The 14671-nt window shown below is 45.3% G+C and carries 17 protein-coding genes and 1 pseudogene; 14 read left to right on the top strand and 4 right to left on the bottom strand.

The window, feature by feature from the left end:
* The first annotated feature begins 27 nt into the window (after positions 1-27).
* Genes AC13DA_RS05375 through mepK form a run of 4 tightly spaced genes read left to right on the top strand, consistent with a single transcriptional unit; the run spans position 28 to position 3252 of the window.
* On the top strand, positions 28-942 hold the full coding sequence (locus AC13DA_RS05375) for an ABC transporter substrate-binding protein (RefSeq protein ID WP_284451789.1): 915 nt from the start codon (positions 28-30) through the stop codon (positions 940-942).
* Complete coding sequence (locus tag AC13DA_RS05370) at positions 935-1708, top strand: ABC transporter ATP-binding protein (protein ID WP_284451790.1); 774 nt, start codon at positions 935-937, stop codon at positions 1706-1708. The genes AC13DA_RS05375 and AC13DA_RS05370 overlap by 8 nt, the downstream gene beginning before the upstream one ends.
* On the top strand, positions 1705-2664 hold the full coding sequence (locus tag AC13DA_RS05365; RefSeq protein ID WP_284451791.1) for a FecCD family ABC transporter permease: 960 nt from the start codon (positions 1705-1707) through the stop codon (positions 2662-2664). Before AC13DA_RS05370 ends, AC13DA_RS05365 begins: the two co-directional genes overlap by 4 nt.
* Before the next feature lie 45 nt (positions 2665-2709).
* Positions 2710-3252, top strand: coding sequence for a peptidoglycan L,D-endopeptidase MepK (mepK, locus tag AC13DA_RS05360; protein WP_284451792.1), 543 nt, complete (start codon positions 2710-2712; stop codon positions 3250-3252).
* On the opposite strand, the gene AC13DA_RS05355 is transcribed toward mepK, so the two are convergent.
* Positions 3249-3656, bottom strand: coding sequence for a hypothetical protein (locus tag AC13DA_RS05355; RefSeq protein WP_284451793.1), 408 nt, complete (start codon positions 3654-3656; stop codon positions 3249-3251). The two genes, mepK and AC13DA_RS05355, sit on opposite strands and share 4 nt — an antisense overlap.
* 184 nt (positions 3657-3840) lie before the next feature.
* On the opposite strand from AC13DA_RS05355, the gene trhO reads away from it, so the two are divergent.
* On the top strand, positions 3841-4833 hold the full coding sequence (gene trhO / locus AC13DA_RS05350) for an oxygen-dependent tRNA uridine(34) hydroxylase TrhO (RefSeq protein WP_273182387.1): 993 nt from the start codon (positions 3841-3843) through the stop codon (positions 4831-4833).
* Position 4834: 1 nt separating this feature from the next.
* Complete coding sequence (gene ggt / locus AC13DA_RS05345) at positions 4835-6499, top strand: gamma-glutamyltransferase (protein ID WP_284451794.1); 1665 nt, start codon at positions 4835-4837, stop codon at positions 6497-6499.
* Here the strand turns inward: ggt and AC13DA_RS05340 are convergent, their stop codons facing one another.
* Positions 6500-6970, bottom strand: coding sequence for a hypothetical protein (locus AC13DA_RS05340; protein WP_284451795.1), 471 nt, complete (start codon positions 6968-6970; stop codon positions 6500-6502).
* Between the two features lie 20 nt (positions 6971-6990).
* On the bottom strand, positions 6991-7431 hold the full coding sequence (locus AC13DA_RS05335; RefSeq protein ID WP_284451796.1) for a hypothetical protein: 441 nt from the start codon (positions 7429-7431) through the stop codon (positions 6991-6993).
* A 34-nt stretch (positions 7432-7465) separates the two neighbouring features.
* On the opposite strand from AC13DA_RS05335, the gene AC13DA_RS05330 reads away from it, so the two are divergent.
* Complete coding sequence (locus AC13DA_RS05330) at positions 7466-8233, top strand: TatD family hydrolase (RefSeq protein WP_284451797.1); 768 nt, start codon at positions 7466-7468, stop codon at positions 8231-8233.
* On the opposite strand, the gene AC13DA_RS05325 is transcribed toward AC13DA_RS05330, so the two are convergent.
* Positions 8230-8526 (bottom strand): encapsulin-associated ferritin-like protein, encoded by a 297-nt coding sequence (locus AC13DA_RS05325; protein ID WP_284451798.1) that lies wholly within the window; start codon positions 8524-8526, stop codon positions 8230-8232. The genes AC13DA_RS05330 and AC13DA_RS05325 overlap by 4 nt on opposite strands.
* Before the next feature lie 117 nt (positions 8527-8643).
* Between AC13DA_RS05325 and AC13DA_RS05320 the strand changes: the two genes are divergently transcribed.
* The 7 genes and pseudogenes from AC13DA_RS05320 (at position 8644) to AC13DA_RS05290 (ending at position 14507) form a co-directional block, all read left to right on the top strand.
* Complete coding sequence (locus AC13DA_RS05320; RefSeq protein WP_284451799.1) at positions 8644-9555, top strand: AAA family ATPase; 912 nt, start codon at positions 8644-8646, stop codon at positions 9553-9555.
* A gap of 14 nt (positions 9556-9569) precedes the next feature.
* Positions 9570-10526, top strand: a complete 957-nt coding sequence (locus tag AC13DA_RS05315) for a DUF58 domain-containing protein (RefSeq protein ID WP_284451800.1) — start codon at positions 9570-9572, stop codon at positions 10524-10526.
* On the top strand, positions 10513-12561 hold the full coding sequence (locus tag AC13DA_RS05310) for a transglutaminase TgpA family protein (protein ID WP_284451801.1): 2049 nt from the start codon (positions 10513-10515) through the stop codon (positions 12559-12561). The genes AC13DA_RS05315 and AC13DA_RS05310 overlap by 14 nt, the downstream gene beginning before the upstream one ends.
* A 70-nt stretch (positions 12562-12631) precedes the next feature.
* Positions 12632-13369, top strand: coding sequence for a tRNA threonylcarbamoyladenosine dehydratase (locus tag AC13DA_RS05305; protein WP_284451802.1), 738 nt, complete (start codon positions 12632-12634; stop codon positions 13367-13369).
* Positions 13362-13865, top strand: coding sequence for a hypothetical protein (locus AC13DA_RS05300; protein WP_284451803.1), 504 nt, complete (start codon positions 13362-13364; stop codon positions 13863-13865). The genes AC13DA_RS05305 and AC13DA_RS05300 overlap by 8 nt, the downstream gene beginning before the upstream one ends.
* A 131-nt stretch (positions 13866-13996) precedes the next feature.
* Positions 13997-14251 carry a type II toxin-antitoxin system Phd/YefM family antitoxin gene (locus AC13DA_RS05295; RefSeq protein ID WP_284451804.1) on the top strand — a complete coding sequence of 85 codons (255 nt, stop codon included), beginning with the start codon at positions 13997-13999 and terminating at the stop codon, positions 14249-14251.
* Positions 14244-14507, top strand: a pseudogene (locus AC13DA_RS05290) (Txe/YoeB family addiction module toxin). Before AC13DA_RS05295 ends, AC13DA_RS05290 begins: the two are co-directional and overlap by 8 nt.
* Positions 14508-14671 lie beyond the last annotated feature (164 nt).

Below are 14671 nucleotides of genomic sequence, written 5' to 3'. Positions count from 1 at the left end.
ATGACCGATTTGTGCTTAGGATAATTTATGCGCCGTTTCTGGCCTTTAGTCGTGTTTATAATGATTTTTTGCATCGTCTGGCTACTGGCAGATAATGCACAGAAGCCTTTATCTACAGTAAAAAACTATCAGCGGATCATTACCTTATCCCCTAGCCTGACAGAAACCGTGTTTGCATTAGGCCTGGGAGATCATGTTGTCGCGGTCACCGATTATTGCGATTATCCAGCACAAGCTCAAGCTTTACCAAGCGTCGGAAGTTACACCAATACCAGCCTTGAAGCCATTACCCGTCTGCAACCCGACTTGGTCATTATGTTAAACGGTCAGCAGCAGCGACAACAACAGTTGGAACAATTAGGAATAAAAACCTTAGTACTTGATAACTCGACGATTGCTGATATTAAAGAAACCATTCAAAAAATAGCGGATCTGACTGACAGGCAAAACGAAGCAGATAAATTACTTACCAGCATTCAGGCTCAGATTGACTACGTACACAACAAAGTCCGTGGCCTTGTCCCGGTCAGAACCTTGGTGGGTATCGCTCACTATGTAAATAGCGATCAACTTGATACAGTTTATATTGCTGGACAACATGACTTTTATAATGAATTACTTGAACTTGCCGGCGGTGTTAACGTATACACCGATACCACAGTTAAAGTCCCTTCCGTATCAGCAGAAGGGATTATTCGGATGAATCCGGATGCCATTATTGACGTTTTTCCGGAACAAAAAGATCATCAATCCGATATGAAACAGGTCATCAAGCAATGGCAATCCCTGCGCAATGTCAATGCAGTAAAACAGCAGCGGATTTATATTATTGAACATGATTATGCGAGCATTCCCGGCCCTCGGATCTTTAAATTATTACCTGAGATGGCGCAGTTATTACATCCAGAACTAGACTGGCAGGATCATCAGCTCAATGATTAAGGTCAAAAACCTCTCAGTACACATCCAGGACAAAATATTGCTGGAGAATATTCAACTTGATGTCTCTGATGGCGATTACTGGGTCATTGTCGGTCCCAATGGCTCAGGCAAAAGTACCTTACTGAAAACCCTAATGGGTATTCAAGCTCCTCACTCCGGTCAAATTACCCTGAATCAACGTCATATCAAGCAATACAAACAACGTGAGCGGGCACAATTGATGAGTTATGTGCCGCAAAACAGTGGTCGGGAATTACCTTTCACCGTTGAAGAGTTTGTGAAGATGTCACGTTATAGCTATCACTCCCCGTTATCAGAATGGTCCAAGCAAGATCAACTGGCTATTGAAGAAGCCTTGGTGATTACTGACACCCAGTCATTTCGCACACGTCTGATGAAAACCCTTAGCGGCGGTGAATGTCAGCGCGTGATGATTGCGGCCGCCTTAAGCCAACAAACACCGCTCATATTGTTGGATGAACCCACCAGCTATCTTGATCCTCACCATCAGGTAGAAATCCATCAGCTGATTAATCAGCTCAACAAAACACATCAGATGACCGTTATTGAAGTGAGTCATGATATTAATCATGCCGCACATCCTGATAAACAGGTATTAGCGTTACGCGAAGGAAAAGTCTTGTGGCAAGGCAGCGGCCCGGAGTTACTCGATAAACAGCGACTGAAGCAACTCTACCAGCAAGATTTTACCTTTGTTGTACATCCGACTAATCAGCGCTTATTTGCACTGGCTGAAACATCATGACGTCATTGCATAAACTGATATTTATTACCCTGAGCAGTTTTGTCGTTGCTTTTGCTGCACCCTGGATAGGCCTAGGTGATATTAAAAATGAGATTGTTCAACAACAAATTCTGCTGGATATTCGCCTGCCACGGGTGTTGTTTGCCTTTGTTGCCGGTGCAGGCTTATCCCTCTGTGGCATGGTGTTTCAGGCCATGTTTCATAATCCTTTAGCCACGCCTTTTACACTCGGTGTCGCCAGTGGCGCTTCTTTTGGCGCAGCTTGTACAGTATTTTTGGGATTAAATGTCACATTACTTGGATTTGACGTTATTACCATAGGTGCTTTTATTGGCGCGCTGGTCGCCATTACCTTTGTCTTTTTTATCAGCCAGTTACAACGTGGTTTTTCCAGTGAAACCTTGCTACTCACCGGTGTCGCTACCAGTTTCTTTTTTTCCAGTCTGATTTTGTTTATTCAATATCTTAGTGATATGACCGATTCTTTTATGATCATGCGGTGGCTGATGGGAGGATTGAGTTCAGCCAGTTATCACTCGCTATTACAGCTTATTCCGATAGTGACAATCAGTACGGCTACCATTTTATGGCTGAGCCGTGAATTAAACCTGTTAATGGCCGGTGACGATATCGCTTTAAGTCGTGGTGTTTCAGTAAAACAGGTACGTTACCTGTTATTTTTCTCCACCTCTTTATGTGTGGGTGGCATTGTCGCCTTGTGTGGCCCGATTGGTTTTATAGGCATGATGGTGCCGCATATCTGTCGATTGTTAATCGGTACCGATCATCGCTGGTTGACACCTGCAACCCTTATGTTTGGCGGTGGCTTTTTAATTCTGTGCGATGCTGTTGCCAGACTGCTTATTGCTCCCGCAGAAATCCCTGTCGGCGTTATTACTACCCTGCTCGGTGGCCCTTTTTTTCTGTGGCTGTTAATTAAACGTCGACAACGCTAATTCAGGATCTGCTACTCTCTGCCAAGATCTCAGAGGACAACGCTGATGCAGACATCAAGACGACAGTTTCTACAATGGGGGCTAACCTCAACATTGCTTTTACAAGCGCCTTTATCACTGGCGGAAAACCTAAAACAGCCGCCCAGACATATTGCTTTTGATAATCTGCATACCGGTGAAAAACTTGAGCTGACTTACTGGGAAAATGGTTTTTATCAGACTGATGCATTAAAGAAGCTTAATTATATTCTGCGTGATCATCGAACTGGTGAACAAATGCCCATCGACCGACATCTGATTGATTTACTTAACGTATTACATAAAAAAGTCGAGAGTAAAAAACCGTTTCAAATCATCTCGGGTTATCGCTCCAGTCAAACGAATTCCATGCTCAGAAAAACCAGCGATGGTGTAGCCAAAAAGAGTCTGCATATGGTCGGTAAAGCGATTGATGTGCGCCTAGCTGATGTGGAGCTTACTCAACTTCGTCAGGCAGCACTGGAGTTGAATATGGGCGGTGTGGGTTATTATCCAAAATCCAATTTTATCCATCTGGATACTGGTCGTCCGCGGCACTGGCAAGGTTAATCTAACTCTTTCAGCAATCGCTCTGCCAGCTCTCTGACACGCTGCATTTGTTTCTGATAATTTCGGGAAAAGCGCTCATGCTCTTTTTTCATTTCCTCGTGCCTTAACTGCATTTTTTGATGCATTTTCTGATGTTTTTCCAGATTGATATGACTCGGGCAAGTCGTTAAACAATGTTCATCAAGGCCACACTCATAATGGACAAGTTCCGCATTATGTTCATCAATGCGTTTTTTATGTTTCTCAATACTCGATGAATGCTCTGGTAAGGATTTTTCCAGAAGGTAAATTAGCGCCACCATACGTTGTGTTGAGTGCTGCCAGTGTTCAATTTCCTGCTGCCAGCGCTGATCATCCTCCTGCCATTGCAGGTTATATTGTTTTAGCTGTTCCCTGTCCGTCATTGTGTTCACTCCAAACACCCTTTTCATTGCCTGATTTGCTTTTTGAGTGTGACAAAAATACTACCCCTAATACTGACAAACCGACACAGTAAATTCGCCCGGCTTTTTAGGAATGATTCATAGCAGGACAGCAACGTTAAATAAACGTAAAATAACGAGATTTATTTCAGTTTCAGGAAACACCATGTCCCATATTGTCGTTTGTGCGTTATATAAGTTTGTCACGCTAGACAATTACACCGAGTTAAAAGCGCCGTTACTTGATTTCATGCTCGAACACGAGGTTCGTGGCACATTATTGCTGGCACAAGAAGGTATTAACGGCACCGTTGCAGGCTCAAGAGAAGCCATCGATGCCTTGCTGGCTTATCTGCAACAGGATCCGCGACTGGACCCGATAAGTTACAAAGAATCCTTCACGGATACCGCGCCCTTCATGCGTACCCGGGTCAAACTCAAAAAAGAAATCGTCACCATGGGTGTAGAAGGTATTGATCCAAAACAAGTCGTCGGCACGTATGTAAAACCCAAACAGTGGAACGAACTGATCTCTGCCTCAGATGTGTTATTAATCGATACCCGTAATGATTATGAAGTTCAGGTGGGTACTTTCAAAAACGCAGTTAACCCACAAACAGAGAGCTTTAGAGAGTTTCCTGATTATGTGAAATCGCATCTGGATCCTGAAAAACACAAGCGTGTCGCCATGTTCTGCACCGGCGGTATTCGCTGTGAAAAATCTACCGCATTCCTCAAAGAACAAGGGTTTGAAGAGGTATACCATCTGGAAGGCGGCATTCTGAAATACCTGGAAGAAGTCCCCGCAGAAGAATCCATGTGGGAAGGTGAATGTTTTGTGTTTGATGATCGCGTCACGGTGAATCACAACTTGGAAAAGGGCGATTATGACCAATGTCACGCCTGCCGCCTGCCCATCACTGAAGAAGAAAAACAAAGCCCGCTTTATCAAAAAGGCGTGAGCTGTCCGCATTGTTACGACAAAACCACACCGGAACAAAAAGCCCGTTATGCTGAGCGCGAAAAGCAAATTCAACTAGCCAGACAACGTGGTGAAGCTCATATCGGTGTAGAAACTCAGGAAGCAGTTGAAAAACATCGTGCAGAGAAAAAACGTCGTCGCGAATTAGATCGTCAGGCAGCCAATAAAAAGGCTTGATATGTATCTACTCCGCCTTCTCTGTCTGAGCTTTTGTTTAGGGTTTAATCCAGTCTGGGCTAGCGAACATGATGTTGCTGTCGCCACTGCTCACCCATTAGCCACACAAGCAGGTATTGAAATTCTACAACAAGGCGGCAACGCTTTTGATGCCGCTGTAGCCGTTACTGCCGCCTTAGCCGTAGTCGAACCAGCAGGTTCAGGTCTGGGTGGTGGCGGTTTCTGGTTGCTGCATCAGGCAGAAACCAATAAAGATATCATGCTAGATGGACGTGAAATGGCACCGGGTAAAGCCAGTGCAGATATGTATCTCAATAAACAAGGCGAGTTTGAACAATCACGTTCACTCAATGGCCCACTTGCTGCCGGCATTCCCGGTGTGCCTGCCGGTATCGTTTATCTAAGCAAACACTATGGCAAACTGCCCCTTAAACAAAGCCTGGCACCGGCTATTCGTTATGCCTTGGAAGGCTTCGCAGCGGGTCAGCACTACACAGATATGGCGCGCTTTCGGTTGCCGGTATTAAAGCAATATGCTGCCAGCCGTCAGCAGTTTCTTAAGGATGGGCAAGTCCCCAGTGCGGGCACTATCATTAAACAGCCTGATTTAGCGCATACTCTTAATAGCATTGCCGAACAAGGCAAAGCAGGTTTTTACCAGGGCGAGATAGCCCAGCGTTTAGTGCAAGCTGTTCAGCAACATGGTGGCATCTGGACTTTAGATGATTTACAGCGTTATGAAGTCAAACTCAGACAGCCTATAAAAGGTCACTATCAAGGTTATACCATCACCTCTGCAACACTTCCTTCTTCCGGCGGTATAGTGATGGTTAATGCATTAAATCAGCTCTCTGCTTTTGACTTAAGCGATACAGATATCACACAAAAACGTCATCTGGTGATCGAAGCTATGCGTCGGGCTTATCGAGATCGTAGTCGTTTTCTGGGTGATGCTGATTTTGTAGCTATTCCTGACTACTTAACCTCAGTCGACTATGGCAAACAACTCAGTGACACGATTGATCCTGTCCATGCTACGCCTAGTTCAGATGTCGCAGACAAAGCCATCGAAGGTGAAGACACCACTCACTTTTCCATACTGGACAGTCAGGGCAACCGGGTGGCCGCGACCTTAAGTGTGAATTACCCCTTTGGTTCAGGCTTTGTTGCACAAGGTACCGGGGTCTTATTGAATGATGAAATGGATGATTTCTCTGCCCCTTCCGGTGCTTCCAATATCTATGGCCTGGTAGGAAATGAAGCCAATGCCATCGCACCCTATAAGCGACCATTGTCGAGTATGACACCGACCTTTGTCGAAAATGACGATGAGTTATTAATTACTGGCACACCTGGTGGCAGTCGCATTATCAGTATGGTTTTACTCAGCGTGCTTGATTTTGTCGAAGGCAAAAATGCACAAGCTATCGTTGCCGCACCGCGTTACCATCATCAATATTTGCCAGATGAAGTGCAGGTAGAAAATGTCGGATTCAGTGAGCAGGAACTGAATGCACTGAAACAACGTGGTCATCACATCAGCCCGCTGTCACGCCAGTACGGTGATATGCACATTATCATCCAAGACAAACATAAGGGCACACTAAGTGCGGCAAGCGATCCTCGTGGTGAAGGTCAGGCGACGGTCACCACGCTGAAAAAATAATCACAGCCGCATTTTTTGCGGCATGATGCCTTTTCTGGCTTGCGCTAATGCGCTGGTTTCTAAAATAATCAACCCCACCACGGTGAGTGAAATCGGGATCAGACAAAACCAGCCAATAACAGCAAGCTGAATCATTCGCATATTGGGGTCTTCCTGTCCTTGTAACACCGCCCAAGCGATAATAAATAAGACGAGTGAGACGACATAGGACACGATAAGAAAACGACTACGTCGCCATGCACACTGCCAGTGAGCCAATACCAGCTCTGTTTTATTGGCTGGTCTATGCGCTTGAATCCAGATCGATAAAATCATCATCAGTGAACAAGCGATCGGCACAGCAAAGATCAGCCACAGATTTTCAGTGGCAAAAAGAACGGCAGGTAATAAAAAGTGAAAGATAGCGATATTAAACATCATCCGCTCATGCGGCTGACTGGCGAGATGTGCAGTGTTATCAGTTTCAGACATAAAGACTCCCCTATTGATTATTACGCACCTTTGCGTGCATCAGATAAAGCGGTCATTTCCAACATAAATAAAACTAAAACCATCAATAAAATAGGCACAGCAGCAATTCGGCTAAACACCACAAGCATAATGGTCGCCATATTGTGATCCGGCTGAACAGACGAAAGCAGCCAAGCCACCAGCATAATCAGAGCAGACACACCGTAGCTGATGAGCAACCACTGAGCATGTCGCCAAGCCAAGTGCCAATGTTGCTGAATCAACACCGTATCATATTGAGCAAACTTGGCTTTCCAGGCAATCCAGCCTATGCTGACTAAAGCGCCAATCAGTGCAACACTCAAAATCCAGGCAATATGCCCGGAGCTGAATGCAGCCACAGGAAGTAATAAATGAAACAAGGCAAGATTGATCATCATTCGTTCGTGCGGCAGACTGGCTTGTTTTATATCATTGTTCATCATGTCATCCATTAACATTTGCTAATATAGCTTTATGATGCACCTGATAGACAGTCATTGCCACCTTGATTTTGATGCTTTTGATGAAGACAGAGAAAAAATTCTTTCTGAATGTGCTTCTTCCGGCATCCAACAGATCATCGTGCCTGGCGTTACGGTTTCGCAGTGGCCAAAACTCATTAAAACGTGTGCCCAGTATCCGGCGCTTAGGCTGGCTCTGGGCTTACATCCGATGTTTATGGCAGAACATAAACCTGATCATATTGATCAGTTACGTACAGCATTAACACAGAACAAAGCGATTGCGGTTGGTGAAATCGGTCTCGACTTTTTCATCGCTGATGCCGACAAAGAAGCACAAACCGAGCTGTTTAAAGCACAACTAAAACTGGCTGCAGAATTTGAGTTACCCGTTATTCTGCATGTTCGCAAAGCGCATGATGAAGTGTTAAAACTGCTGAGAGAAATTAAGGTGTCCGGCGGCATTGTGCATGCTTTTAATGGCAGCCTGCAGCAGGCAGAGCATTATCAAAAACTGGGATTCTTATTTGGGGCTGGTGGCGCAATTACTTATCCTCGGGCCAACAAATTGAAAACGCTGTTTACTCAATTGCCAGAAAAACATATCGTGCTGGAAACGGATGCGCCGGATATGCCTCTGGCAGGTTATCAAGGGCAGAGAAATACGCCAGAACGACTTCCCATGATTTTAAGCATGTTGGCAGAGCTTCGTCAGGTATCAGAACAATCGCTGGCAGCGGCTACCACAGCCAACTGCCAGAGAGTGTTTCATCTTTCTTAATCGTGATGACCAATTTCACCTTCCGTGAATAAATAGTCTTTCAACTCATCATTAAACTTAGGATCACGACGACGAATCCATTCCAAAGTCATCGCTGCATGTTCTTTTTCTTCGTCACGATTATGTTCCAGAATCTTTTTCAATTCAGGATCATGACAGGCATCTACCCGTTGGTTGTACCAGTCAACAGCTTCAAGTTCTTCCATCAATGAAACAATGGCACGATGCATATCGCGAGTTTCATTGGATAATTCTTCAATAGGTTCGTGATAGCCTTCACTTGAACCGGCCATAAAAAGCTCCTCTCTCTTAAAAGTTGATTGTGTGAACGATGCTAAAACTAGCATGTACGACGATAAGTTGGCACTATCAAAGGTTAAAAAACACCATAAATAATTCTCGGGACATCCATGGCAAATAAAGACATTTCGCTGATTCTAGATACTGTTAACGACATTATTATTGGAAAACAACAACCTATAAAACTGGCACTGGCGTGTCTGTTAGCCAGAGGCCATTTGCTGATTGAAGATCTGCCCGGTGTAGGCAAAACCACGCTCGCTCACACGCTTGCGGCCACCATGGGACTGACTTTTCAGCGCATTCAATTTACCAGCGATATGTTGCCAGCCGATATTATTGGTATCAGTGTCTATGATCGTGAATCGTCCAGATTCCATTTTCATCCCGGACCAATTTTTACTCAGTTTATTCTTGCTGATGAAGTGAACCGCGCCTCACCGCGCACCCAAAGTGCGCTGCTTGAAGCCATGGAAGAACAGCAAGTCACCGTAGATAACGAAACCTTAAATCTGCCTGAGCCATTTTTTGTGATTGCCACGCAAAACCCCAGCCATCAGATTGGCACCTTTCCCTTACCTGAGTCCCAGCTGGATCGTTTCCTGATGAGGATTGAGCTGGGCTATCCCGATGCTAAAGCGGAACGACAATTACTGATGGGCTCAGATCGTCGTCAGCTGTTAAAACAGCTTCAGGCGGTCACTTCAGCGGAATCATTACTGGCACTGCAACAGCAAGCCAGCCAAGTTATTGTGTCTGATGCGCTGGTTGATTATCTGCAAAAAATTCTGCAGCACACGCGTGAGTCCGGTCATTATCACCATGGTCTGTCTCCCAGAGCCGGCTTAGGTTTACTCAGTGCAGCAAAAGCCTGGGCGTTTATTGCAGGTCGCGATCATGTTTTGCCCGAAGATGTACAAGCCGTTTTACCTAGTGTGGTCAATCATCGTTTGCAATTAATTGATGAAACACAAAAGCCAGACTGGATAGACCGCTTAATTCAACACGTCCCTATTCCTTAACGATGGTTAACAGCATGACTCAGCTCTGGCAGAAATGGCAGCAGCGTCAAAGGCAACGGATTTTTATCATGCCGTCAGCGTATGGCTATGCGTATGTCGTATTGCTGCTAATCATGTTGCTGGGAGCGATTAACTACAATAACAGCCTGGGGTATTTACTGTGTTTTTTACTGGTCGGCCTGGGTCAGGTTGCCATGCACCACAGTCACCGCAATATCAAAGGGCTGAGCGTCAATGTACAGGGGCTCGATCCTGTTTTTAGCGGCCAGCCAGCACAGTTTCGATTGACTACCACCAACCACAAACCTTATCCCAGTTATCAGCTTGAGGTGCGGCATAAAAGCAGTGCCAAGAAGTCACGTTGGCCATTTATCAAACGTTATCAATCACTGCAGTTATTAGATATCGTTGATGGCAATAATAACCAGTCATCAACCCTGAGCATTCCAACGCAAAAGCGTGGTTGGCAGTCATTAAATACCCTCAGCCTTGTCAGTTTTTACCCTTTGGGCCTGTTTCAGTGCTGGACATTATATGAAACCACGGCTCAGGTGCTGGTTTACCCTAGCCCTGAAGGTCAAAAGCCACTTCCGATAACAAATCAGACTGGCCAGGAGTCACATCACAAAGAACAGCATGGCGAAGATGATTTTGCTGGTTTAAGACCTTATCGTGAAGGTGAAGCCCTGCATCGAGTCGCCTGGAAAGCGATGGCACGTGATGATCAGATGCGCAGTAAACAATTCTCCTCTCCACAAGGCCGAGAGCTGTTATTTCGCTGGGAGGATGTGATGGATCTGAAAGACACTGAACAAAAATTATCTCAGCTCTGCCAGTGGATTTGTCAGGCAGAACAACAAGGCGATCGTTATGGCTTGATCTTACCTCAAACCAAAGTATCGCCTTCACATGGCCCATCACATCAGCAGCATTGTTTAAAACAGTTGGCATTGTTTGATGAAAAAAGCTGATTTGTCGCCACCACAATCCACGATAAACGCATTAATCATCGCCTTATCTATCGGCGCGATTCCACACATCATCTACCAACCGGCGTGGGTGGGCATGATGTTTGTCATCATGATCAGTTGGCGCTTATTACATCACTGGAAAAGTTGGCCACTGCCGACAGCCAGCCGCTGGTTAAAAGTGTTACACAATAGTATCGCCTTACTCACCATTGCCATACTTATCGCTCAATTTGGACTCACGATTGGCCGTGATGCAGGCGCTGCTTTGCTGACTATGATGCTGGCGTTTAAGGTCGTCGAAATACGCTCTCTACTTGACTTTTACCTCAGCTGTTTCCTGGGTTTCTTTTTAGTTATCACCAACTTTTTTTATAGCCAAAGTGTATTTATGGTGATGTTAATGCTGATTGTTGTCATCGCTCTGGGGTATTGCTTACTCAGTGTGAACAGTCAGGCAAGCGCACTCAATATCAAGCAGCGCTTATGGTTATCCAGCAAACTGGTGTTGCAAGCCACACCAATGATGCTGTTTTTGTTTGTGTTATTCCCGCGAATCTCTGGCCCAATCTGGGGTTTACCACAAGATGCTAATGCCAGTCAGTCTGCTCAAATGACAGAGCAACTGACCTTAGGTGATTTACCGCCATCACAGGGAATGTCAGGCATTAATGATCAGATCCAAATGGGTAAAATCAGTCAGCTTATTCAGTCTGACGCCATCGCGTTTCGGGTGAAGTTTACTGACAATGAGCTTCCGCCAAGTGCAAAACTGTATTGGCGTGGTCCCGTTTTGTGGAAAACAGATGGCACCGTCTGGTCGCCAATGACAGAAAAACAATCACAGTTACAACAACCCCATATTCAGATTTCAGGATCGTCATACCGCTATCAGATGACCTTGGAACCACACAATAAAACCTGGTTATTCGCCCTCGACTTTCCAACAGAACAGCCACAAATCCTGGCAAGCCATCTCACCAGCGATGGACAATTAAACAGTGCTAAGCCGATAAAACAACGCACGCAATATTCGCTGACATCTAGCCCGTCTTATACCTTTAATGCAGCGGCAGAACCGAACCTTCATGCGGCATTACAATTACCTGAAGGCAAACATCCCCAGACACTTGCTCTGGCAAAACAATGGCAACAACAGACCGACACACCTCAGCAGTACATCAACACTGCTTTAGCATTTTTTAAAAACGACGGTTTTGTTTATTCATTAAGCCCGCCAAGATTAAATGGCGATACCGTCGATCAGTTTTTATTCAACACCAAAGAGGGTTTCTGCGAACACTACGCTGCCAGCTTTACCGTGTTGATGCGGGCAGCAGGTATTCCAGCTCGGATTGTCACAGGCTATTTAGGCGGCGATGTTAACCCTGTAGATGATGTGCTGACTGTCAGACAGCGTGATGCTCACGCCTGGACAGAAGTCTGGTTGCCTCAGCAAGGTTGGCTACGTATCGACCCCACGTCCGCAGTATCTCAACAACGAATTGAACAAGGCATTGGTCGGCTGTTACCACCAGGCAGACAATCCCCAGCGATGCTGGGTGAAAATAACCAACTCGTCGCCGCTTGGAATAGTCTGAAAAACAACTGGAATGCGTTTAATACCGCCTGGGATATGTGGGTCGTGTCATTCGGGCCAGAACGTCAGCTTGAGCTGTTATCAAAACTCGGTATGTCCAATCCCAACTGGCAAAAAATGACTGTTGTGTTGACGCTTTTATTTGTTCTGACCGGATTGGTCATGCTGCTCAGCGTCTGGTTTAAACGACCGCATCACGATCCAGGGGTAGCCTTGTATCAGCGATTCTGTAAAAAGCTTGCCAGACTAGCTATAGAAAAAGCAGACTATGAGGGACCACAAGATTTCGCCCGACGCGCGCAAGCGACTTTGCCCGAATATCACCATCAAATCGATAAAATTACCTCACTGTTTACAGCATGGCGTTACCGCCAGCAGGATGAACAGACGCTCTCTTCCTTACGTAAACAAATAAAAGCTTTTATTCCCAAGCGCTAAGTCACTTTGCCAAGCCGCGTGATTTTGCGGAAAATAGGCAGCCCTGATTCGTTGGTTTTAAGGAACACGCATGGCACATTCCAATCCCCTGTTCGAACGTACTCACATTTTGATTGGTGATGAAGGTATCGAAAAGCTGCAAAACAGCCATATTTTTCTTGCCGGTATTGGTGGTGTCGGTTCATACACAGCGGAAGCGTTAGCCAGAATGGGTGTGGGTAAAATGACACTCGTTGATCATGATGTGGTGTCAGGTTCCAATATGAATCGCCAGCTTGTTGCGCTCCGTTCTACGGTGGATGTATTAAAAGCAGACGTCATCGCGGATCGTATTAAAGATATTAACCCGGACTGCCAGGTCACCTTAATCACCGACTTTTTAACACCCGAATCTATTCCGACTGTTTTATCTCAAGGTTATGACGTCGTCATTGACGCCATCGACAGCTTAAGCAGTAAAGCCGCATTACTGGAAACCGCCTGGCGTAATGAAATGACCGTATTTGCTAGCATGGGTGCAGGCGGAAAACTCGATCCCACCCAAGTCAAAACCGGTGATTTAATGGATACCTCCATTTGTAAACTTGCCAAACACCTGCGTGGTCAACTACGCAAACGTGGTGTTGGTAGAGGTATTCAAACGGTGTACTCACTGGAAGCGCCTCTTCCTCCGCTACCACCGGAACCTGTCAGCCGTGGTCGGGCGCGTGCAGTGAATGGCACGGTGAGTTATATGCCATCCATCTTTGGGTTAACGCTGGCAGGCCTTGTTATCAATCACATCATCGGTGACTCACGACGTGTCTGATCCGACGGATGTGATTAACTGCAACGAGTTTATGTTGCAGCAACTACAGAATTTACTCAGCCAATACGGCTTGGAAATAGAAAAAATCTCAGCCGACGAAGCGATTCCCGGCAGCTTTTTTGGTGAACGTGAAGCGGGTTTAATTGGCAATAAACTTATCGTCCGTGCAGATACACCGGTTCATTCTGTCTTGCATGAAGCGGGACACTATATCTGTATGGACCCAGAGCGTCGAGCCAACTTACATACCGATGCTGAAGGTGACTACGACGAAGAAAACGGCGTCTGTTATCTGCAAATTCTGTTAGCCGGTCATCTCCAGCAAATGGGCCGGGCTCGTATGCTCAGAGATATGGATCGCTGGGGTTACAGCTTTCGTCTAGGCAGTGCCAAAGCCTGGTTTGAACAAGATGCTGATGATGCACGGCAATGGTTACAACACTTCAATATTATTGATTCAGAGCAACAACTCACCGGGCTCGTTCGTAACAGATAATCATTGAACCTCTCCCTGTTTTCTTTTTATATATCAGTCCTTTTCGCCAAGACATAGAGTTGAACAACTTTCTGTACATGTATTACATTACCACCCATACTTTTCCAATAAGTTGTACATGTTAAGGTGTTATGGAAATTGTTTCTTTTACCGAAGCGCGTAATAGTTTGAAGGCTGTTTTAGATCGGGTTATCAATGACGCTGACACCACGGTTATTACACGTCGAGACTCTCAGGATGCGGTGGTGATGTCATTAGATTATTACAATAGCCTAATGGAAACCGTTCATTTACTTCGTTCACCCGCAAACGTTGAGCATCTGAATAAATCCATTGCCCAGTATAGACAGGGAAAAGCGATACAACGGGAACTACTGGATGAGTAAACGACTGCTGACATGGACAGATGAAGCATCGAGTAGCTATTTATATTGGCAGACACAAGACAAAAAAACACTGAAACGAATCAATAATTTGATTGCTAATATTAAACGCTTTCCATTTGAAGGTATCGGTAAACCTGAGGCGTTAAAAGAAAATTTATCTGGCTTTTGATCACGGCGAATTGATGACATAAATAGATTAGTCTATGCCGTGGATGACGACGCAATCACCATTATTTCCTGCCGTTATCATTATTAAGGTCATATCGAAAAGAAAATCATGCATCGTTGGGTTTCGCTAGCGCTCTACCCAACCTACACAATAAAAAAATTCTCTTTCGTAGGTTGGGTTGAAGCATGAAACCCAACAAATACAACTACTTCAAAAATCTCATTTTCACTGTACACTGACCACTAAAATCA

It is taken from the genome of Methylophaga sp. F-2, from assembly GCF_056859315.1.
Note: the sequence above shows the minus strand (reverse complement) of the source record. Positions and strands in the feature narration are given on the sequence as shown.

Bases quoted from the DNA above. Each gene is read 5' to 3' on its own strand.
- AC13DA_RS05375 (WP_284451789.1), top strand. From the start codon at position 28: ATGCGCCGTTTCTGGCCTTTAGTCGTGTTTATAATGATTTTTTGCATC.
- AC13DA_RS05370 (WP_284451790.1), top strand. From the start codon at position 935: ATGATTAAGGTCAAAAACCTCTCAGTACACATCCAGGACAAAATATTG.
- AC13DA_RS05365 (WP_284451791.1), top strand. From the start codon at position 1,705: ATGACGTCATTGCATAAACTGATATTTATTACCCTGAGCAGTTTTGTC.
- mepK (WP_284451792.1), top strand. From the start codon at position 2,710: ATGCAGACATCAAGACGACAGTTTCTACAATGGGGGCTAACCTCAACA.
- AC13DA_RS05355 (WP_284451793.1), bottom strand. From the start codon at position 3,656: ATGACGGACAGGGAACAGCTAAAACAATATAACCTGCAATGGCAGGAG.
- trhO (WP_273182387.1), top strand. From the start codon at position 3,841: ATGTCCCATATTGTCGTTTGTGCGTTATATAAGTTTGTCACGCTAGAC.
- ggt (WP_284451794.1), top strand. From the start codon at position 4,835: ATGTATCTACTCCGCCTTCTCTGTCTGAGCTTTTGTTTAGGGTTTAAT.
- AC13DA_RS05340 (WP_284451795.1), bottom strand. From the start codon at position 6,970: ATGTCTGAAACTGATAACACTGCACATCTCGCCAGTCAGCCGCATGAG.
- AC13DA_RS05335 (WP_284451796.1), bottom strand. From the start codon at position 7,431: ATGAACAATGATATAAAACAAGCCAGTCTGCCGCACGAACGAATGATG.
- AC13DA_RS05330 (WP_284451797.1), top strand. From the start codon at position 7,466: ATGATGCACCTGATAGACAGTCATTGCCACCTTGATTTTGATGCTTTT.
- AC13DA_RS05325 (WP_284451798.1), bottom strand. From the start codon at position 8,526: ATGGCCGGTTCAAGTGAAGGCTATCACGAACCTATTGAAGAATTATCC.
- AC13DA_RS05320 (WP_284451799.1), top strand. From the start codon at position 8,644: ATGGCAAATAAAGACATTTCGCTGATTCTAGATACTGTTAACGACATT.
- AC13DA_RS05315 (WP_284451800.1), top strand. From the start codon at position 9,570: ATGACTCAGCTCTGGCAGAAATGGCAGCAGCGTCAAAGGCAACGGATT.
- AC13DA_RS05310 (WP_284451801.1), top strand. From the start codon at position 10,513: ATGAAAAAAGCTGATTTGTCGCCACCACAATCCACGATAAACGCATTA.
- AC13DA_RS05305 (WP_284451802.1), top strand. From the start codon at position 12,632: ATGGCACATTCCAATCCCCTGTTCGAACGTACTCACATTTTGATTGGT.
- AC13DA_RS05295 (WP_284451804.1), top strand. From the start codon at position 13,997: ATGGAAATTGTTTCTTTTACCGAAGCGCGTAATAGTTTGAAGGCTGTT.